Here is a 20,229-nt window from a genome sequence, read left to right on the forward strand (position 1 = left end):
CGACCGTCTAACATCGTAGGCGAAGCGTGCGGACCGCGCTTGCGGGCGCGCGATCGGCAACCGGCGTGCGCGATGCGATGGATCGCCGCGCGAAGCGCATGCAAAGCGTCGCAGCGGAGCGCTGTTGTTTGCGCCCGTCAGCGCAGCCTGAAGCGGCCGACCATTTCCTTGAGCGAGCGAGCCTGATCGTCGAGCGACTTCGCGGCAGCCGTCGCCTGCTCGACGAGCGCCGCATTCTGCTGCGTGCCCGCATCCATCTGCGACACCGCGAGATTGATCTCTTCGATGCCCGAGCTCTGCTCGGCGGACGCGGCGGAAATTTCGCCCATGATGTCGGTCACGCGTTTGACCGCCTTGACGACTTCGTCCATCGTCTGCCCGGCATCCTTCGCAAGCTGCGACCCGTTGTTCGCGCGCTCGACCGACGCGCCGATCAGCGCCTTGATTTCCTTCGCCGCCGACGCGCTGCGCTGCGCGAGATTGCGCACCTCGCCCGCGACCACCGAGAAACCGCGGCCCTCCTCGCCCGCGCGCGCGGCCTCGACGGCGGCGTTCAACGCAAGGATGTTGGTCTGGAATGCGATCCCCTCGATCACTCCGATGATGTCGCCGATGCTTTTCGCGCTTTCGTTGATCTCGTTCATCGTCGCGACCACGCGGCCGACCACGTCGCCACCCTGCTCCGCGATCGCCGATGCGTTGTCCGCGAGCGTGCGCGCCTGCTTCGCGTTGTCGGCGTTCTGCCGCACGGTAGACGTCAGTTCTTCCATGCTGGTCGCGGTGCGCTCGAGCGCCATCGCCTGCTGCTCGGTGCGCTGCGACAGGTCAAGGTTGCCCATCGAGATCTCGCTGGACGCGGACGCAATCGCCTCGGCGCTCGCCGCAATATCGGCGACGGTCGTCGACAGGCCGCGTTGCATCGCGGACAACGCGGACAGCATGCTCGACGTATCGCGCTTGCCGAGCGCGATACCGTTGGACAAATCGCCGGCGGCGATGCGACTCGCAATCTCCTTCGCGTACGCGGGTTCGCCGCCAAGTTGCCGCGCGAGGCGCCGCACGACCCATTCGCTGATCACAAACACGAGCACGATCAGCGCGAGCGTCGCCGCGGCGATCATCACGAACGACGAGCGGAAGATGAATGACGACGCATCGATGGTCGCCTTCGCGGCGGTGCCCTGCTGGGCGACCACTGCGTCGACGAGTTTCTCGAGCTTGCCCGTTTCGACGAGCAGCGACACGTCCTGCATGCCGACCTGCCAGTTCATCTGCGACAGGTCCAGCGGCTGCGCCTGCACGAGCTTCACGAAGTCGCGCAGGTGCCCGCTCCATGCGGCCACCGCCGCCGTGAATTTTTTCTGCTGGTCGGCCGCGGCGGATGTGGTTGCATACTGCTGCAGCGTTTTCAGCTCAGCGTTCAGCGCGGTAAGCCCTTTGTCGATATCCGCGCCGAGTTCGTCGCGCTCCTTCGCGGTGGTCGCGGTCAGCAGCATCTTCTGGGCGCGGCTCGCGCGCAGCATCTCGCCGCGCGCTTCCTCGGCTGCGCGGTTCGCCACGTAACCCTGCTCGTAGATGGACCTCGTCGAGCCGTTCAGGCGACTGATCTGCGTGAGTGCAAACACGCCGATCGCGAGCGTGCCGATCAGCAGCACCGCGAATGCCACGCGCAGCGTGGCCTTGACGGACAGGCCGGCGCGGCGCGCGGCGCTTGACGTCCCGGATGCCCCGGATGTCCCGGATGCACCTGACGCACGCTGTGCGCGCTGTGTCGATGGTCTGCCTGCTGTATTGCCTGCCGATGCAAGCGCGTCGTCTGGCCGATCCCCCAGCGCAACTGTTTTCATAGGTAATCCCCCCGAATCGAACTGCCGGAACGGTCGGATCCAGCAGCCTTTCAACTCATTACAGGACTACGGCAAGCGGGGCTCGTTCTTTAAATTGGCCACCGCACCGCCGTCGTCCCCTCACGCCGCCTCTTGAGCCGCGCGACCGGTGTTATACCCAGACAAAATCACGCGGTCAGCCCCTTCCAGGTGCAAAGTGGCGCCGGATTCACGCGGCTGGTGCCAAATCGACGTCCGGCGATGTCCGATTCGCGATAAAAATTGGCAGAACAACTCCCTCGCGCCACATTACAATTCATCGCACACGATCCTTCACCGACCCTGCAACCGCGCCGTATGTTTGCTGCATGCGTGGTCCGCGGCGGTAAAGGCAAGCCCGTGTATGCCGTTCAGCCACCCCGAACCCAACGATCCAATGGAAACGAGCCTCGACAAACGCACTCTTGCCGGCGCATCCGCCACCGCCAGCGTGGTCAAGGCGCCGCGCACCGTCTATTCGATCCTCGGCGCGATCAGCTTCTCGCATCTGATGAACGACATGATCCAGTCGTTGATCCTCGCGATCTATCCGATGCTGAAGTCGAACTTCGCGCTGTCGTTTGCGCAGATCGGCCTGATCACGCTGACCTATCAGATCACCGCGTCGCTGCTGCAGCCGCTGATCGGCATCTACACCGACAAACATCCGAAACCGTACTCGCTGCCGGTCGGCATGGGCTTTACGCTGGCCGGTCTGTTGCTGATGTCGGTCGCACCGGACTTCGGTGTGCTGCTGGTTGCGGCGGCGCTGGTCGGATGCGGATCGTCGGTGTTTCATCCGGAATCGTCGCGGGTCGCGCGAATGGCGTCGGGCGGCCGTCACGGCCTCGCGCAGTCGCTGTTCCAGGTGGGCGGCAATGCGGGCACGTCGCTCGGGCCGCTGCTCGCCGCGCTGATCGTGATCCCGCACGGCCAGCGCAGCATCGCGTGGTTCTCGGTCGCGGCGCTGGTTGGCATCGTCGTGCTCGCGCAGGTGAGCCGCTGGTACAGCCAGCATCCGGCGACGAAGAAGGCGCGCACGGGCGTTGCGCGACCCGCGCTCGCGCGCGGCAAGATCGCATTGGCGATGAGCGTGCTGGTGATGCTGGTGTTCTCGAAGTATTTCTATCTGGCGAGCATCAACAGTTACTTCACGTTCTATCTGATCGACCGGTTCCATCTGCCGGTGCAGGCCGCGCAGATCCATCTGTTCGTCTTTCTCGCGGCCGTCGCGGCCGGCACGGTGATCGGCGGTCCGATCGGCGACCGGATTGGCCGCAAGTACGTGATCTGGGTGTCGATCCTCGGCGCGGCGCCGTTCACGCTGTTGCTGCCGTATGCGAATCTGTTCTGGACCGGCGTGGTGACGGTGGTGATCGGTATCGTGATCGCATCCGCGTTCTCGGCCATTCTGGTGTATGCACAGGAGTTGATTCCCGGCAAGGTCGGCATGGTCGCGGGACTCTTTTTCGGCTTCGCGTTCGGCCTCGGCGGAGTCGGCGCCGCGGTGCTCGGCCAGTTGGCGGACGCGACCAGCATCGCATACGTGTACAAGGTGTGCTCGTTCCTGCCGCTGCTCGGCATCCTGACGGTATTTTTGCCGGACATCGAGGGCAGGCGCGCGAAGGCATAGACGCACTGCTGCTGACAGTTGCCGCCCATCCGCATGAGGGGCGCCGCATTCGCGGCGCCTTTTTTCTTGTGGCCGCCGTGACTGATATTTCTGACATTCCACACGGTTTGGGGCGAAATGTCAGATATTTCAGTCATCCGCGCGATATGCAAGGACGCGCATGCGCGTCGCGAACGGCTTCTGTTTCACACTGCACGCCGTCATGGTGAACCCGCGTTGTCCGCGCATTCCCTGCTGCTCCATACTGTGCGCGACACCATCTGGGCACACCGATTGCAACCCGGCATCGGTTAGCCAACCCGTTGATCTATCTGGGGCCGCGAGCCCGAAGGATCGCCGCCGATGACCCGCTACCGCGAATTCCACCGCCGATCGATCGAAGCGCCCGACGCGTTCTGGCGCGACGAGGCCGCGCGTATTCACTGGCATAAGGCGTTCGATACCGTGCTCGATCGTTCGGACCCGCCGTTTGCGCGCTGGTTCGTCGGTGGCCAGACCAATCTGTGCCATAACGCGGTCGACCGCCATCTCGCGCAGCGTGCGCAGCAACAGGCGCTGATCTATGTGTCGACGGAAACCGGCATCGAGCGGCGCTACACGTACGCGGAACTGCACGCGGAAGTGAACCGGATGGCCGCGGTGATGCAGTCGCTCGGCGTCGCGCGCGGCGACCGCGTGCTGATCTATCTGCCGATGATTCCCGAGGCCGCATTCGCGATGCTCGCGTGCGCGCGCATCGGTGCGATTCACTCGGTGGTATTCGGCGGCTTCGCGGCGCCGAACCTCGCCGTGCGCATCGACGATGCGAAACCGGTGCTGATTGTCACCGCCGATGCGGGCGCGCGTGGCGGCAAAGTGATCGACTACGCGCCGCTGATCGACGAAGCGCTCGCGCGCGCCGCGCACAAAACACCGCGCGTGCTGATGATCGACCGCCAGCTTGCGCCGGAAAAATTCAGTGCACCGTATCTGATCGACTACGAACCGCTACGCGAGCAGTTCTTCGACGTGCATGTGCCGTGCGCATGGCTCGAATCGAACGAACCGTCGTACGTGCTGTACACGTCGGGCACGACGGGGCGGCCCAAGGGCGTGCAGCGTGACGTCGGCGGCTACGCGGTCGCGCTCGCCGCATCGATGGAGTACATCTTCGAAGGCCGTGCCGGCGACACGATGTTCACCGCGTCCGATATCGGCTGGGTGGTCGGACACAGCTACATCATTTACGCGCCGCTGATCGCGGGTCTGACCACGGTGATGTATGAAGGCACGCCGATCCGCCCGGACGGCGGCATCTGGTGGCGTCTGGTCGAGCAATACGGGATCAACCTGATGTTCACCGCACCGACCGCGCTACGCGTGCTGAAAAAACAGGACCCGGCGTTGATGAAACGCGCCGATCTGTCGAGCCTGCGCGCGCTCTTTCTTGCCGGCGAGCCGCTCGACGAGCCGACCGCCGCGTGGGTTGCGCAATCGCTCGGCAAGCCGGTCGTCGATAACTACTGGCAGACGGAAACGGGTTGGCCGATTCTCGCGATCCAGCGCGGCGTCGAAGCGCTGACGCCGAAACCCGGTTCGCCTGGCGTGCCGGTCTACGGCTACAACGTGACGCTGCGCGACGAAGTGACTGGCGAACCGTGCGCGTCCGGCGAAAAGGGCGTGATTACGCTTGCGTATCCGCTGCCGCCCGGCTGCATGTCGACGGTGTGGGGCGACGATGCGCGTTTTGTCAGCACGTATTGGTCACAAGGCGGCACAAACAGCGGGGCGAACGAGCAACACGAATACGTCTACTCGACGTTCGATTGGGGTGTGCAGGACGACAACGGCTACGTGACGATTCTCGGTCGCACCGACGACGTGATCAACGTCGCCGGCCACCGGCTGGGTACACGGGAAATCGAAGAAGCGCTGTCGGGCCACCACGCGGTCGCCGAGGTCGCGGTAGTCGGCGTGAACGATCCATTGAAAGGACAGGTCGCGGTCGCCTTCGCGGTACTGCGCGATGCGGACCGCTACGCGCCGGGCGATGCGCGCGCCGCGCTCGAAGCAGAGCTGAGCGCGATGGTGGACCGGCAGTTGGGATCGATTGCGCGGCCGGCGCGCGTGCATGTCGTGTCGATGCTGCCGAAGACGCGTTCCGGCAAACTGCTACGCCGCGCGATCGCGGCGCTCGCTGAAGGGCGCGAACCTGGCGATTTGCCGACTATCGAAGATCCGGCCGCGTTACAGCAGATTCGCGATGCGTTGCAGGTGGCCGCACGACGCTAGCGCGTGCGGCACGCGAGCAGCGCGCCGTGCTTATACGCGTGCCTGATAGCGCGCGTGACCGTGAAACGAAATGGCGCCGCGTAACCATGCAGTCGAGGCGCTGCACTACCTCCGCACTACCTCACTAACCGCGCGCCTGTAAAAACCGCCGCAATATCCCACTCGAATACGTACCGGCGATCTCGACGAGAAAGGTCGAAAACGACGCCGGCGCGTGCACATCCGCGGTATCGGAAATCGTGCGCACGATCGCACATGGCACGCCGTATTCGTGGCACACCTGCGCGATCGCCGCACCTTCCATCTCGACGGCGAGCGCGTCGGGCAGTGCCGCGCGCAACGCATTGACCGCCGCCGCGCTGGCGATGAACTGATCGCCGCTAATCACGAGACCGCGATGCACTCGCGGCTGCTCCGTACGGAAGCGCGTGGCAAGCGCGCGGCCTTCGCGCTCGACGAAGTCCTCGCACGCCGCGGCGAGTTGCGCGGCGAGCGTCGCATCGGCGGCGAACTGCGAGATGCCCAGCAGCGGCACTTCGAAACGCGGAAACAACGGCGACGCGTCGAGATCGTGCTGCATCAGCGCACGCGCGACCACGATATCGCCGATCCGCACATCGCGGCCGACGCCACCGGCCACGCCGGTGAACACGACCGCTTCGATATCGAACACATGAATCAGCGCGCTAACGGTCGCGGCCGCCGCCACCTTGCCGACACGCGCCAGCGTGACCACGCACGGCGTGCCATGCACCGTGCCGACGTGATAGTCGCGCTGTCCATGCGCGACGGTGCGCACTTCGCCCTCGGCGCGCATCGCGGCGACCAGATCGCCGAGTTCTTCGGGCAGCGCCGCCATCACGCCGAGCGGACGGCGGCCCGGCACCGCTGCGCGCTCATTCGCACCCCTTGCTAGCGGTTGCTTCGTTTTTACATCCTTCATTTCGCTCATTCCACCGCCTGTAGTTTCGCGACCGCGAGCGCCAGCCACTTCTCGCCGTGCCGCTTGAATCTGACCTGCGCCTTGCCGTCCACGCCGCCGCCTTCAAGCGCAGTGATCGTGCCTTCGCCGAACTTCGTATGGAACACCTGCTGGCCGACGCGAAAGCCGGTATCAGCCGCGCGCTGCTCGTTCGCAAAAGCCGGCAGCGGTGCCGCCGACGCGCCGCTTTGATAGCCCTCGTAGCCGCCTTCGCGCCCCGGGCGGGAGAACCAGTCGCGACCCCATCCCGCATTGTCCGAACGGCCGCCCCACCGCGCGCCGGACTCGGCTTTCGGCGTGAGCCACTTTAGCGTGTCTTGCGGAAGTTCGTCGAAAAAGCGCGAGCGGATGTTGTAGCGCGTCTGCCCATGCAGCATCCGGCTCTGCGCGAACGAAAGATAGAGTCGTTCCTTCGCCCGCGTAATCGCGACATACATCAGGCGCCGCTCTTCCTCGAGCCCGTCTGTTTCCATCGCACTGTTCTCATGCGGGAATAGTCCTTCCTCGAGACCGGTGATAAAGACCGCGGTGAATTCGAGCCCTTTCGCCGAGTGCACGGTCATCAGTTGCACCGCATCTTGGCCGGCCTGCGCCTGGTTGTCGCCTGCTTCGAGTGAGGCATGCGACAGGAAACCGGCCAGCGGCGTCATCGTGTCCGGGTTCTGCGCGGGGTCGTCCAGACTCGCGGCGTCGAGTACGACGCTGCCCGGATCGTCCGACGCAGCGGTCAGCTCAGGCGCCACCGTCGCGCCCGGGCGCAGCGGAATCGAACGCGCCGGCGTATCGAGCCCGTATCCCTCTTCGCTGACGAACGCGGTCGCCGCGTTCACCAGTTCCTGCAGGTTCTCCAGTCGATCCTGACCTTCGCGCTCGTTCTGGTAGAAATCGGCGAGACCGCTGCCGCGCACGACGTATTCGACGGTCTCGGGCAAGCTCATCTGCTGCGTTTCCGCGCGCATTTTCGCGATTAGCGTCGCGAATGCGCCGAGGCTCGAACCGGCCTTGCCGGTCACATACGGAATGGCCGCGGCGAGCGAGCAGTTGTAAAGGCGCGCCGCGTCGGCGAGCTGTTCGATCGAGCGCGCGCCGATGCCGCGCACCGGGAAGTTGACGACGCGCGCGAACGCGGTGTCGTCGTTCGGGTTATCGATCAGCCGCAAATACGCGAGCGCATGCTTCACTTCCTGGCGCTCGAAAAAGCGCAGCCCGCCATACACGCGGTACGGAATGCCGACGTTGACGAGCGTGTGTTCGATCGAGCGCGACTGCGCGTTGCTTCGATACAGCACCGCGATCTCGCCGCGCGACAAACCGGTGCTGATCAGCGCGCGAATCTCTTCGACGATCCAGCTCGCTTCCTGCGTATCGGTCGCCGCTTCGTACACGCGCACCGGCTCGCCGTGGCCTGCATCAGTGCGCAGGTTCTTGCCGAGGCGGCGCGCATTGTGCGCAATCAGCTGGTTCGCTGCGTCGAGGATATAGCCATGCGACCGGTAGTTCTGTTCGAGCTTGATCAGATGCTGAACCTTGAACTCCTGCTCGAAGTCGCGCATGTTGCCGACGTTCGCGCCGCGGAACGCATAGATGGACTGATCGTCGTCGCCGACCGCGAAGATCGCGTTGTGTTCGCCCGCGAGCAGTTTCAGCCACGCGTACTGCAGCTTGTTGGTGTCCTGGAACTCGTCGACGAGGATATGCCTGAAGCGCGCCTGATAATGCGCGCGCAGCGGCGGATTGTGTGCGAGCAACTCGTAGCAGCGCAACAGCAGCTCCGGAAAATCGACGACGCCTTCGCGCTGGCATTGCTGCTCGTACGCGTCATACAGCTCGACGAATTTGCGGTTGAAGTTATCCGTCGCATCGACGTCCTTCGGCCGCAACCCCTGCTCCTTCGCATTGTTGATGAAGTACTGCAGGTTTTTTGCCGGATACTTTTCGTCGTCGACATTGAGGCCTTTCATCAGCCGCTTGATCGCCGATAGCTGGTCAGCCGTGTCGAGAATCTGGAAGGTCTGCGGCAGCCCCGCGTCGCGATAGTGCGCGCGCAGCATCCGGTTGCACAGGCCGTGAAAGGTGCCGATCCACATCCCGCGCGTATCGATCGGCAGCAGCGCGGACAGGCGCGCCATCATCTCGCGCGCGGCCTTGTTCGTAAAGGTGACCGCCAGCACCGTCGGCGGCGATGCAAAGCCGTGCTGGATCAGCCACGCAATCCGTGTAATCAGCACGCGGGTCTTGCCGCTGCCGGCGCCCGCGAGAATGAGCGCCGGTTCGTTCGGCAACGTGACGGCGGCAAGTTGTTCGGGGTTCAGGTTCGCGAGCAGATCGGGCATGTCGGATGGGCAAAACAGCGGAATTCACGCAACGGCGCCGCGCGACGCAGCGCATTGGAATGCAAGGGAGTGGCGTCAGCGCATCGAGCAAAGGCTGCAAGCCGTCCGCCATTATAAGACCGCATGCGAGATGCGCCTTGCTTCGTCCGGCCAGTGGGCGCCGCCGGCACGCGCAATCCGGCCCGAATGCGCGGCGGCACGGCCCGCCGACCCGCGCAGCCTTTATAATTCAACGTTTCGGGCATCTTTTCACGCATTTTTCGGCAGACTTTCACAATGAGCGACAGCACGCTTGCCAAGAGCTTCGAGCCCCATACGATCGAGGCCGAATGGGGCCCCCAATGGGAAAAACGCGGCTATGCCGCGCCGGCGATGCAGCCGGGCCGCGGCAATTTCTCGATCCAGTTGCCGCCGCCGAATGTCACCGGCACGCTGCATATGGGCCACGCGTTCAACCAGACGATCATGGATGGCCTCACGCGCTATCACCGGATGCTCGGCGAGAACACGCTGTGGGTGCCGGGCACCGACCACGCCGGTATCGCGACGCAGATCGTCGTCGAACGGCAGCTCGATGCGCAAAAGGTGTCGCGCCACGATCTCGGCCGCGAGAAGTTCGTCGAGCGCGTGTGGGAATGGAAGCAGGAATCCGGCTCGACCATTACCAACCAGGTGCGGCGTCTCGGCGCATCGATCGACTGGTCGCGCGAATACTTCACGATGGACGACAAGATGTCGGCCGCGGTGGTCGACGTGTTCGTGCGTCTGTTTGAGCAGGGGCTGATCTATCGCGGCAAGCGCCTCGTGAACTGGGACCCGGTGCTTCTTACCGCGGTGTCCGACCTCGAAGTGGTCAGCGAAGAAGAAAACGGCCATCTGTGGCATATCCGCTATCCGCTGACCGACGGCTCCGGCCATCTGACGGTCGCGACCACGCGCCCGGAAACGATGCTCGGCGACGTCGCGGTGATGGTGCATCCGGAAGACGAACGGTATGCGCATCTGATCGGCAAGACGGTGTCGCTGCCGCTCACCGGCCGCGACATTCCGGTCATTGCCGACGACTACGTCGACCGCGAGTTCGGCACCGGCGTCGTGAAAGTGACGCCCGCGCATGACTTCAACGACTATCAGGTCGGCCTGCGCCACCAGCTGCCGCAAATCGAAATCCTGACGCTCGACGCGAAGATCAACGACAACGCGCCGCAAGCGTATCGCGGGCTCGACCGTTTCGACGCACGCAAGCGCGTGGTCGAAGACCTGACGAAGCTGGGTCTGCTCGACTCGGTGAAAGATCACAAGCTGATGGTGCCGCGCGGCGACCGCACCGGCGTCGTGATCGAACCGATGCTGACCGACCAGTGGTTCGTCGCGATGAGCAAGCCGGCGCCGCAAGGCACGTTCAATCCGGGCAAGTCGATCGCCGAAACCGCGCTCGACGTGGTGCGCAACGGCCAGATCAGATTCGTGCCCGAGAACTGGACAACCACCTACTACCAGTGGCTCGAAAACATCCAGGACTGGTGCATCTCGCGGCAACTGTGGTGGGGCCATCAGATTCCCGCGTGGTACGGCGAGAACGGCGAAGTGTTCGTCGCGCATACCGAGGAAGGTGCGCGCGACAAGGCCGCGCAGCAGGGCTACACCGGCCCGCTCACGCGCGACCAGGATGTGCTCGACACCTGGTTCTCGTCGGCACTCGTGCCGTTCTCGTCGCTCGGCTGGCCCGCCGAAACGCCGGAACTGAAGGCGTTCCTGCCGTCGTCGGTGCTCGTGACCGGCTTCGACATCATCTTCTTCTGGGTTGCGCGGATGGTCATGATGACCACCCACTTCACCGGCAAGGTGCCGTTCGACACGGTCTACGTGCACGGCCTCGTGCGCGATCACGAAGGCCAGAAGATGTCGAAGAGCAAGGGCAATACGCTCGATCCGCTCGATATCGTCGACGGCATCACGCTCGACGCGCTGGTCGCGAAGCGCACCACCGGGCTGATGAACCCGAAGCAGGCGGCGAGCATCGAAAAGAAAACCCGCAAGGAATTCCCGGACGGCATTCCGGCGTTTGGCACCGATGCGTTGCGCTTCACGATGGCATCGATGGCGACGCTCGGCCGCAACGTGAACTTCGACCTCGCCCGCTGCGAAGGCTATCGCAACTTCTGCAACAAGCTGTGGAACGCGACGCGCTTCGTGCTGATGAACTGCGAAGGCCACGATTGCGGCTTCAGCAAACCGGGCGCGTGCCAGCCCGGCGATTGCGGCCCCGGCGGCTACACCGACTTCTCGCAGGCGGACCGCTGGATCGTGTCGCTGCTGCAGCGGGTCGAAGCGGACGTCGCGAAGGGCTTTGCCGACTATCGTTTCGACAATGTGGCAAATGCCCTATATAAGTTCGTGTGGGATGAATATTGTGACTGGTACCTGGAGCTTGCGAAGGTGCAGTTGCAGACCGGCACGCCCGAGCAGCAGCGCGCGACGCGCCGCACGCTGCTGCGCGTGCTCGAGTCGGTGCTGCGGCTGCTGCATCCGGTCGTGCCGTTTATCACCGAAGCGCTGTGGCAAAAGGTGGCGCCGCTGACCGACGCGTACCCGGCGGGTGCCGCGCCGGGCGAAGCGTCGATCATGGTGCAGCCGTACCCGGTCGCGGAACCGAAAAAGATCGACGAATCCGCCGAACAGTGGGTCGCCGACCTGAAGGCGGCGATCGATGCGTGCCGCAACCTGCGCGGCGAGATGAGCCTGTCGCCGGCAACCAAAGTGCCGCTGCTCGCGACCGGCAACGCCGACCGGCTAAAGACGTTCGCGCCCTATGCGCAGGCGCTCGCGCGGCTGTCCGAGGTGCGCATCATCGCGGACGAGGCGCAGCTGGACAAGGAAGCGCATGGCGCGCCGATTGCTATCGTAGGAAGTGACAAACTGGTCCTGAAAGTGGAGATCGATGTCGCCGCCGAACGGGAGCGTTTGTCAAAAGAGATTGCGAGATTGAACGCAGAAGTGTCGAAATGTAACGCGAAGCTTCAAAACGACAGTTTCGTCGCGAAAGCACCGCCCGCCGTGGTTGAGCAGGAGCAGAAAAGGCTGGCAGAATACCAGACCACTATCGGCAAGCTTACGGCGCAGCTGACGCGCCTGCCGGCCTGACGGATGCCGCGCCACAAGCGCCCGCTAACAGTGATCGGGTGACCGGGGGTGATCCGCATCGCGACACGGTAGGCCGGTCAACCCGCCGGCCGATCCATTACCAGGGGTAACACGCATGCTTAAAGTTACAAAAGCAGTTTTTCCGGTAGCAGGTCTCGGCACACGGTTCCTCCCTGCGACCAAGGCGAGCCCGAAGGAGATGCTGCCGATCGTCGATAAGCCGCTGATTCAATACGCAGTGGAAGAAGCGATGGCCGCCGGCATCACGGAAATGATCTTCGTGACCGGCCGCAGCAAGCGCGCGATCGAAGATCATTTCGACAAGTCCTACGAGATCGAAGCGGAACTCGAGGCGCGCGGCAAGGCGAAGCTGCTCGAGCTCGTGCGCAGCATCAAGCCGAGCCACGTCGACTGCTTCTACGTGCGTCAGCCGGAAGCGCTGGGTCTGGGCCACGCGGTGCTCTGCGCGGAAAAGCTGGTCGGCGACAACCCGTTTGCGGTGATCCTCGCGGACGACCTGCTGTACGGCACGCCGCCGGTGATGCAGCAGATGATCGAAGTCTTCGACCACTATCACAGCTCGGTGATCGGCGTCGAAGAGATTCCGCGCGACGAGACGAAGTCGTATGGCATTGTCGACGGCAAGGAATGGGAAGACGCGATCATCAAGATGTCGGGCATCGTCGAGAAGCCGGCGCCGGATGAGGCGCCGTCGAATCTTGGCGTGGTCGGCCGCTATGTGCTGAAGCCCCGCATCTTCGAACATATCCGCGCGCTGAAGCCGGGCGCGGGCGGCGAACTGCAGCTGACCGACGCGATCCAGTCGCTGCTCAATGACGAACAGGTGCTCGCGTACAAGTATCACGGCACGCGTTTCGACTGCGGCAGCAAGCTCGGTTATCTGAAAGCGACGGTCGAATTCGCGCTACGTCATCCGGAAGTGGCGGCCGACTTCGAACAGTATCTGCGCACGCGTTCGCCGGTGCTCGAGGGTTGAGTCCGCGCGACGCGCGGATCGGCTGACAAGTCGATGACAAGAGGCGCTGTGTCTGCCGCGATGTTCGCATCGACGGTCGTCACAGCGCCTTTTACTTTGACTTTGACTTTGACTTTGACTTTGACTTTGCAGCAGCCAGCGTGAGTGAAAGCGCCGCGCTACGCGGCGTCGCGCCAAGCCTGATGCATCCCCTGACCCTTAGCGCCGCCGGATCAGAAAAATAAACGTTTTGTCCTGCGTCGCGGTTTCGACGAGGCCATTGCCGGTCTGCTTCGCGAATGCGGCGAAATCGCGCTGCGAGCCAGGGTCGGTGGCCAGCACCTTCAGGATCTGGCCGCTTTCCATATCGGCTAAAGCCTTTTTCGCGCGCAGGATAGGCAGCGGGCAGTTCAGTCCGCGCGCATCGACTTCCTTGTGAATCTGAATTTCCATCGACGAGGACCTTCGGGGTAAGGCGTCCTGGCGACGCCAGGCAGAGGGTCAAATTCTACCGCAGGCGTGCGTTGCACGTCGTACGCCGGGTTGCCGCACGCCCGACGGCCGTTACAGCGTGACAGCCTGCCCGGTTTCGAGCGAACGCCGCAGCGCATTGCCGATGCGGGTCGCCTCGAGCGCGTCGGCCAGCGTCGCGCCGCTTTGCTCGCCGCTTTGCACCGCCGCGACAAACGCCTGCGCCTCGTACAAAAACGCGTCTTCGAAGCGATCGAAGAAGGTCGGCGTGCACTCGTTGCGCACGCCGTGCACGTCCGCGATTTCGACGCGATTCAAGCGCGGGTTGCGGCCGACCGCGAGCGAGCCCGCGGTGCCGATCACCTCGCTGCCCGTGTCGTTGCCGTGCGCCATCGTGCGCGATGCGTAAAACATCGCGAGACGCCCATGTTCGAATTCGCAGATCGCGACGCCGTTATCGACATCGCCGAACTCGCGCAAGCCGTCATGCAACGCGACGGTGCCCGCCGCGTACACGCGCTTCGCGTTCGGCTTGCCCAGCAGCCAGCGCGCGACGTCGATATCGTGCACCGTGCAGTCGAGGAAGATGCCGCCGGACGTCGGCGCAAAGCGCACGAAGAAGCCATCCGGATCGTTCTGGTCGCAAGTCTGCGAGCGCACCATGAAAGGCCGGCCGATCAGGCCCGCCTGAATCTTGTCATACGCATCGCGGTAGCTCGGATCGAAGCGGCGCATAAAGCCGATCGTCGCTTGCAGATGCGGCTGGCGCTGCGCTTCGCGCAGCACACGTTCGCATTCGGCCAGATCGAGCGATAGCGGCTTCTCGCAGAACACGTGCTTGCCGGCGCGCAACGCGTCGACGATCTGCTGCGCATGCAACGCGGACGGTGTGACGAGCCACACCGCGTCGATCTCGCGATCGTCGAGCAGCGCCGCGTAATCGCGATACTCGCGCGCTGCGGGCAACGCGCCGCGCGCCCACGCGAGCTCTTCGTCGAGCGGGCTGCACACCGCGGCGAGCGCCGCGCCGCGCACGCGATACGCGAGATTCTGCGCATGCCGCTTGCCGAGCCGGCCGAGACCGACCACACCGATGCGCAATGGCGCATGCGCCGATAGATCGGGCGCCGTCATCATGCAGCCTCGTTCAGCTTGACCGCGCGCCCTTCGCGCCACGAACGCGTTGCCGCTTCGGCAAGTTCGAGTGCTTTCAAACCATCGGCAACTGTCGTGCGCACCGGCTCGCCCTGCGTGAGCGCTGCGAAGAAATGCGCGATTTCGAGCGCATATGCCGCGCGATAACGTTCGAGGAAAAACGCCTCGGGCACATCGCTCGATACCGCGGTCTTCGAATACGCGACCACTTCGGTTGGCCGGACGTTGCCCGCTTGCAGCATGCCGTCGCTGCCCAGCACTTCGAAGCGCTGGTCGTAACCGTACGCGGCACGCCGCGCGGTATTGATCTGGCACAGGCGGCCGCGCTTCGTGCGAATCGTCACCGCGGTCGAATCGATATCGCCTGCGTCGGCAATCGCCGGGTCCGACAGGCAACTGCCGGTCGCGTGCAGCGTGTCCGCATCATCGTCGAGAATCCAGCGGAAGATATCGAAGTCGTGAATCAGCATGTCCCTGAAGATGCCGCCCGAGTGCTTGATGTACTCGACCGGCGGCGCGCCCGGATCGCGGCTCGTCACGACCAGCATTTCAGGCGTGCCGATTTCGCCCGCGTCGATGCGCGCCTTCACTGCGGCGAAGGTCGGATCGAAGCGCCGCTGGAAGCCGATCATGCAAACCACACCGGCCTTCGCAACCGCATCCGCACATGCGCGTGCGCGCTCGAGCGTGAGGTCGACCGGTTTCTCGCAGAACACGTGCTTCTTCTGCGCAGCCGACTTCAGAATCAGATCCGCATGCGTATCCGTGCTCGAACAGATCACCGTCGCGCCGATCGACGCATCGCCGATCGCGCCGTCGATGTCCGCGACTTGCGCGCCGTGCTGAGCGGCCAGCGCCGCGGCCGCGTCGCGGTTGACGTCGACCACGTACTTGAGCCGCACGCCCGGCTGCCGCGCGAGATTCGCCGCATGAATCTTGCCGATCCGGCCCGCGCCGAATACGGCTACATCGATCGTCTTGCCGCCCGCCACATCAGTCATCGTATCCTCCAGTGTCTTTGGATTCTTCAACGTTCAGTTCAAGCTTGTACGCAAGCGCGATAAACAGCGCCTGGCACAGGCAGATCGTGCTGGTCAGCGAGCGGAACGCGAACGCGCTGCCCTCTTTCACATACAGTTGCGTGGTCGCATAGCGCGCGAGCGGCGACAACTGGCTGTCGCTGATCAACAGCGTCTTCGCCTGATGGTGATGCGCGATGCGCAGGCAGTACTGCGTCTCCTTGCCATACGGCGCGAAACTGATCGCGATCACGACGTCGCCTTTTTTCACGCTGCGAATCTGCTCGCGGTACATGCCGCCGAAGCCGGACACCAGGTGCACGCGCTTGGGCGTGTGCTGCAGCGCATAGACGATGTAGCTCGCGACCGGAAACGAGCGCCGCACGCCGACCACATAGATGTTGTCCGCCTGCTGCATCATCTTCACCGCGGCGTCGAACTGCGCGTCGTCGAGCGTGCCGTCGAGTTCGTCGAGACCGCCGCGGCACGCGGCGATAAATTCGCGCGCCACCGTGCCGCCGGACACACGCCCCGGCTTTTCATCAATCAGCTTGCGGATACGTTGCTGATAGCTCGGCGACGACGCACCCTGCCCCGTATACGCCTGACGAAACACCGCCTGCAGATCGGAAAACCCGGAGAAGCCGAACCGCTGCGCAAAACGCACGACCGCGGACGGATGCACGCCGCAACTGGTCGCAATATCGCTGGTGCGATCGACCATCACACTGCCGCGATGCTGCTCGATATACGTCGCGACGCTTTTCAACTGCCGCGGTAGCGACTCGTAGTTATCCGCGATGCGTTGCATCAATTCATCGACGCTCGGCAGTTCTTCTGTGCTCTCTTCAGCCATGGGCATTCCTTCATTGCTCTGTTGCGTCGCAAAAGTCGCGCCGCGCGTGCTGCTCGCACGGTCCGCCGGGGCCGGCCAGACGATGCCGATTATAGGCAGCGATCCCGGCAAATGGAATGTATTTTCCAATTTTATTTGCCGTGAAATTTTCATTGCATCGCCATCGAACTTGACCTAATCTTGGTCGTGAGCGATGGCGCAGCCCCAGTGCAGATATGCGCGCCATACGCTCCCCTCAAAAACGAACAGACCGAGAAAGGTGGAGACAATGAAACTTTGCAGAGGCAAGGGTTCGCTCACGGCGCTTCTGGCAGCGCTATCGCTATCGCTGGGCTTCGCGGCGTCATTGCCCGCCCACGCGGCTGATGCGCACTTCGTGCTGATCAGTCACGCACCCGATTCCGACTCGTGGTGGAACACGATCAAGAACGCGATCAAGCAGGCCGACGAGGACTTCAACGTCGAAACCGATTACCGCAATCCGCCGAACGGCGATATCGCCGATATGTCGCGGCTGATCGAGCAGGCGGCCGCGCGCAACTATGACGGCGTGATCACGACGATCGCCGACTACGACGTGCTGAAGAGTTCGATCGGCAAAGTGACCGCGAAGAAGATTCCGCTGGTGACGATCAACTCGGGCACGGAAGAGCAGAGCCAGAAGCTCGGCGCGATCATGCACGTCGGCCAGCCCGAATATGTGGCGGGCAAGGCGGCCGGTGAAAAGGCGAAGGCTGCTGGCGTGAAGTCGTTCCTGTGTGTGAATCACATTGCGACCAACTCGGTTTCGTTCGACCGCTGCCGCGGCTTTGCGGAAGCGATCGGGGTCGACTACAAGACGTCGACGATCGACTCGGGCCAGGACCCGACGGAGATCCAGTCGAAGGTCAGCGCGTATCTGCGCAACCATCCGAATACCGGCGCGATCCTGACGCTCGGTCCGGTGCCGGCCGCCGCGACGCTAAAGGCCGTTCAGCAGATGGGCCTCGCGGGCAAGATCTACTTCGCGACGTTCGATTTTTCGGATGACATCGCAAAGGCGATTCAGGCCGGCACGATTGCGTTTGCGATCGACCAGCAGCCGTATTTGCAAGGCTATATCCCGGTCGCGGTGCTCGCGATCGCGAAGAAGGAGCACACGACGGATCCGGTGAAGATCCGCCAGATCCTGCAGGCCAACGCGAAGTTCAAGGGGCGTCTCGAGACGTATGGTCTCGAACCGTCTTATGGTCCGCGGGATATTCGCTCGGGTCCGGGTTTCATCACGAAGGCGAATCTCGACAAGGTCGTCAAGTACGCGGGGCAATACCGCTGATCTGACTTGACCTGGTAGCCAGTTGCACGCGGCACCGGACGCGCGATCCATCAGCGCGGCACCGGCGGGCATCGCTCCGCCTGTCGCCGCCGCAGCGCCCACGGTCCGGGGCCGCGTTATTCACCGGCTTTCGATGACACGGGAGCCGGGCATTCAGTGGGAGACATCATGGGCATAGCCGGCAAACACTATCCGTCGCACACAGCAGACGCGTCTGGCAGCAGCAACGACGCAACGCCAGCCACGCCACCCTCAGCCGCGCATTCCGACGAACGCATCCGCAAGGAATCTTTTTTCGGCCATCTGCTGAACCGGCCCGAATTCGCCGCGATTTCCGGCACCGTGCTCGTGTTCATTGTGTTCGCGATCAGCGCGGGTCACTCCGGCATGTTCAATCTCGACGGCGTGATGAACTGGTCGCAGGTCTCCGCGTACCTCGGCATCCTCGCGGTCGGCGCGTGCCTGTTGATGATCGCCGGCGAGTTCGACCTGTCGATCGGCTCGATGATCGGCTTCGCCGGCATGATGGTCGCCATTCCATCCGTCTACTTTCACTGGCCGATCTGGGCGGCAATCATCTTCGCGTTCGTCGGTTCGATGCTGCTCGGCGCGTTGAACGGCTATCTCGTCATGCGCACCCGGCTACCGTCGTTTATCGTCACGCTCGCGTTCCTGTTTATCCTGCGCGGCCTCACGCTCGCGCTGTCGATCATGGTCGCGGACCGCACCATCATCTCCGGCGTCGGCGATCTCGCACAAGCAGACCCGGTGACCAACTTCCTGTTCCATGGCGTCGCGCTTCACGGTCTCTTCACAGCGCTCGCGCATATGGGAATCGGCACGCTGCTCGATAACGGCAAGCCGCTCGTGCCCGGCATTCCGAAAGTGCTGCTGTGGTGGTTCGCGCTCGCCGCGATCTGCGCGTTCGTGCTCGCGAAGACGCGCTACGGCAACTGGATTCTCGCGGTCGGCGGCGATGCGAATGCGGCGAAAAATGTCGGCGTGCCCGTCAAGCGCGTGAAGATCTCGCTGTTCGTGCTGACCGCTTTCTGCGCGTGCCTGTTCGCGGTGCTGCAGGTTGCCGACATTGGCTCGGCCGCCGCGGACCGCGGCTTGCAGAAGGAATTCGAAGCGATCATCGCCGCGGTAATCGGCGGCACGCTGCTCACGGGCGGCTACGGCTCGGTGGTCGGCGCATGCTTCGGCGCGCTGATCTTCGGCGTCGTGCAGATCGGCATTACCTATACCGACGTCAGCTCCGACTGGTTCCGCGTGTTCCTCGGCGTGATGCTGCTGCTCGCGGTGCTGTTCAACCACTATGTGCGCCGCCGCGTCGCTCAATCGTAATCGAGGAGACGAACATGTCCGACGTCATCAACCCGAATACCACCGCCACGCCAAACCCGGCAGCAAGCAGTGGCGACTATATCCTCGCACTTGAGAACGTCAGCAAGTTTTTCGGCAAGGTGATCGCGCTATCGGGCGTCACACTGCGCCTCAAACGCGGCGAAGTGCATTGCCTGCTCGGCGACAACGGCGCCGGCAAATCGACGCTGATCAAAACCCTCGCCGGCGTGCATGCGCCGTCGGCCGGCCAGTATCTGGTCGACGGTCACCCGGTGCATTTCGAGTCGCCAAAAGATGCGCTCGACCGCGGTATCGCAACCGTTTATCAGGACCTGGCGCTAGTGCCGCTGCTGTCCGTCGCGCGCAATTTCTTTATGGGCCGCGAGCCGCAGAAGAAACTGTTCGGCCTGATCAACGTGATGGACCTCGACACCAGCGCGCAAACCGCGCGCGACAAGCTCGCGGAAATGGGCATCAACGTGCGCGATCCGCATCAGCCGATCGGCACGATGTCGGGCGGCGAACGTCAGTGTCTGGCAATCGCGCGTGCGATCCATTTCGGCGCGCGCGTGCTGATTCTCGACGAACCGACCGCCGCACTCGGCGTGAAGCAGAGCTTCAACGTGCTGAAGCTGATCCACAAGGCGCGCGCGAAGGGCATCTCGGTGATCTTCATTACGCACAACGTGCATCACGCGTATCCGATCGGCGATTCGTTCACGCTGCTCAACCGCGGCAAATCGCTCGGCACGTATACGAAAGACACGATCAGCAAGGACCAGGTGCTCGACATGATGGCGGGCGGCGCGGAAATGCAGAAGATGATCGCCGAGCTCGACGGCGCGACCATCTGAGCGTCACA

Annotated in this window: 14 protein-coding genes; 7 read left to right on the top strand and 7 right to left on the bottom strand. The window is 63.6% G+C overall.

The features are described from left to right. Window positions 1-137: 137 nt before the first annotated feature. Window positions 138-1,847, bottom strand: coding sequence for a methyl-accepting chemotaxis protein (locus tag BX592_RS16890; protein WP_134192972.1), 1,710 nt, complete (start codon window positions 1,845-1,847; stop codon window positions 138-140). Window positions 1,848-2,262: 415 nt separating this feature from the next. Between BX592_RS16890 and BX592_RS16895 the strand changes: the two genes are divergently transcribed. Together BX592_RS16895 and BX592_RS16900 are read left to right on the top strand one after the other, a co-directional pair. Then, window positions 2,263-3,498 (top strand): MFS transporter, encoded by a 1,236-nt coding sequence (locus BX592_RS16895; RefSeq protein ID WP_134193135.1) that lies wholly within the window; start codon window positions 2,263-2,265, stop codon window positions 3,496-3,498. 342 nt (window positions 3,499-3,840) lie between these two features. Continuing rightward, window positions 3,841-5,769: a propionate--CoA ligase gene (locus tag BX592_RS16900; protein WP_134192973.1), complete on the top strand. Its 1,929-nt coding sequence runs from the start codon at window positions 3,841-3,843 to the stop codon at window positions 5,767-5,769. A 124-nt stretch (window positions 5,770-5,893) separates the two neighbouring features. Here BX592_RS16900 and BX592_RS16905 read toward each other — a convergent pair whose 3' ends face one another. Both BX592_RS16905 and BX592_RS16910 read right to left on the bottom strand, forming a co-directional pair. Continuing rightward, a complete protein-coding gene (locus tag BX592_RS16905) occupies window positions 5,894-6,628 on the bottom strand; it encodes a 5'-methylthioadenosine/adenosylhomocysteine nucleosidase (protein ID WP_243849595.1) in 735 nt (244 codons plus the stop codon). 89 nt (window positions 6,629-6,717) lie between these two features. Next, complete coding sequence (locus BX592_RS16910; protein WP_134192974.1) at window positions 6,718-9,084, bottom strand: UvrD-helicase domain-containing protein; 2,367 nt, start codon at window positions 9,082-9,084, stop codon at window positions 6,718-6,720. 276 nt (window positions 9,085-9,360) lie between these two features. Here BX592_RS16910 and BX592_RS16915 point away from each other — a divergent pair, with 276 nt between their 5' ends. Beyond that, window positions 9,361-12,228 carry a valine--tRNA ligase gene (locus BX592_RS16915; protein WP_134192975.1) on the top strand — a complete coding sequence of 956 codons (2,868 nt, stop codon included), beginning with the start codon at window positions 9,361-9,363 and terminating at the stop codon, window positions 12,226-12,228. A 115-nt stretch (window positions 12,229-12,343) separates the two neighbouring features. Next, window positions 12,344-13,225, top strand: coding sequence for a UTP--glucose-1-phosphate uridylyltransferase GalU (gene galU / locus BX592_RS16920; RefSeq protein WP_134192976.1), 882 nt, complete (start codon window positions 12,344-12,346; stop codon window positions 13,223-13,225). Window positions 13,226-13,423: 198 nt separating this feature from the next. On the opposite strand, the gene BX592_RS16925 is transcribed toward galU, so the two are convergent. The 4 genes from BX592_RS16925 to BX592_RS16940 form a co-directional block, all read right to left on the bottom strand. Continuing rightward, a complete protein-coding gene (locus tag BX592_RS16925) occupies window positions 13,424-13,651 on the bottom strand; it encodes a sulfurtransferase TusA family protein (RefSeq protein ID WP_134193137.1) in 228 nt (75 codons plus the stop codon). A gap of 117 nt (window positions 13,652-13,768) precedes the next feature. Then, the gene (locus tag BX592_RS16930; protein WP_134193138.1) at window positions 13,769-14,809 is read right to left on the bottom strand and encodes a Gfo/Idh/MocA family oxidoreductase; all 1,041 of its coding nucleotides are present in this window, start codon (window positions 14,807-14,809) and stop codon (window positions 13,769-13,771) included. Further along, window positions 14,809-15,831, bottom strand: coding sequence for an inositol 2-dehydrogenase (gene iolG, locus BX592_RS16935; RefSeq protein ID WP_134192977.1), 1,023 nt, complete (start codon window positions 15,829-15,831; stop codon window positions 14,809-14,811). The genes BX592_RS16930 and iolG overlap by 1 nt, the downstream gene beginning before the upstream one ends. Next, window positions 15,824-16,705, bottom strand: coding sequence for a MurR/RpiR family transcriptional regulator (locus BX592_RS16940; RefSeq protein ID WP_134192978.1), 882 nt, complete (start codon window positions 16,703-16,705; stop codon window positions 15,824-15,826). Before BX592_RS16940 ends, iolG begins: the two co-directional genes overlap by 8 nt. Window positions 16,706-16,973: 268 nt before the next feature. On the opposite strand from BX592_RS16940, the gene BX592_RS16945 reads away from it, so the two are divergent. From BX592_RS16945 to BX592_RS16955, 3 genes are all read left to right on the top strand, one after another. Beyond that, on the top strand, window positions 16,974-18,020 hold the full coding sequence (locus BX592_RS16945) for a sugar ABC transporter substrate-binding protein (RefSeq protein ID WP_134192979.1): 1,047 nt from the start codon (window positions 16,974-16,976) through the stop codon (window positions 18,018-18,020). A gap of 168 nt (window positions 18,021-18,188) precedes the next feature. Next, window positions 18,189-19,367: an ABC transporter permease gene (locus tag BX592_RS16950; protein WP_134192980.1), complete on the top strand. Its 1,179-nt coding sequence runs from the start codon at window positions 18,189-18,191 to the stop codon at window positions 19,365-19,367. 14 nt (window positions 19,368-19,381) lie between these two features. After that, window positions 19,382-20,221, top strand: coding sequence for an ATP-binding cassette domain-containing protein (locus tag BX592_RS16955; RefSeq protein ID WP_243849586.1), 840 nt, complete (start codon window positions 19,382-19,384; stop codon window positions 20,219-20,221). Window positions 20,222-20,229 lie beyond the last annotated feature (8 nt).

Origin of the sequence: Paraburkholderia rhizosphaerae, from assembly GCF_004366595.1 — a bacterium.
Taxonomy (GTDB): Bacteria; Pseudomonadota; Gammaproteobacteria; order Burkholderiales; family Burkholderiaceae; genus Paraburkholderia; species Paraburkholderia rhizosphaerae.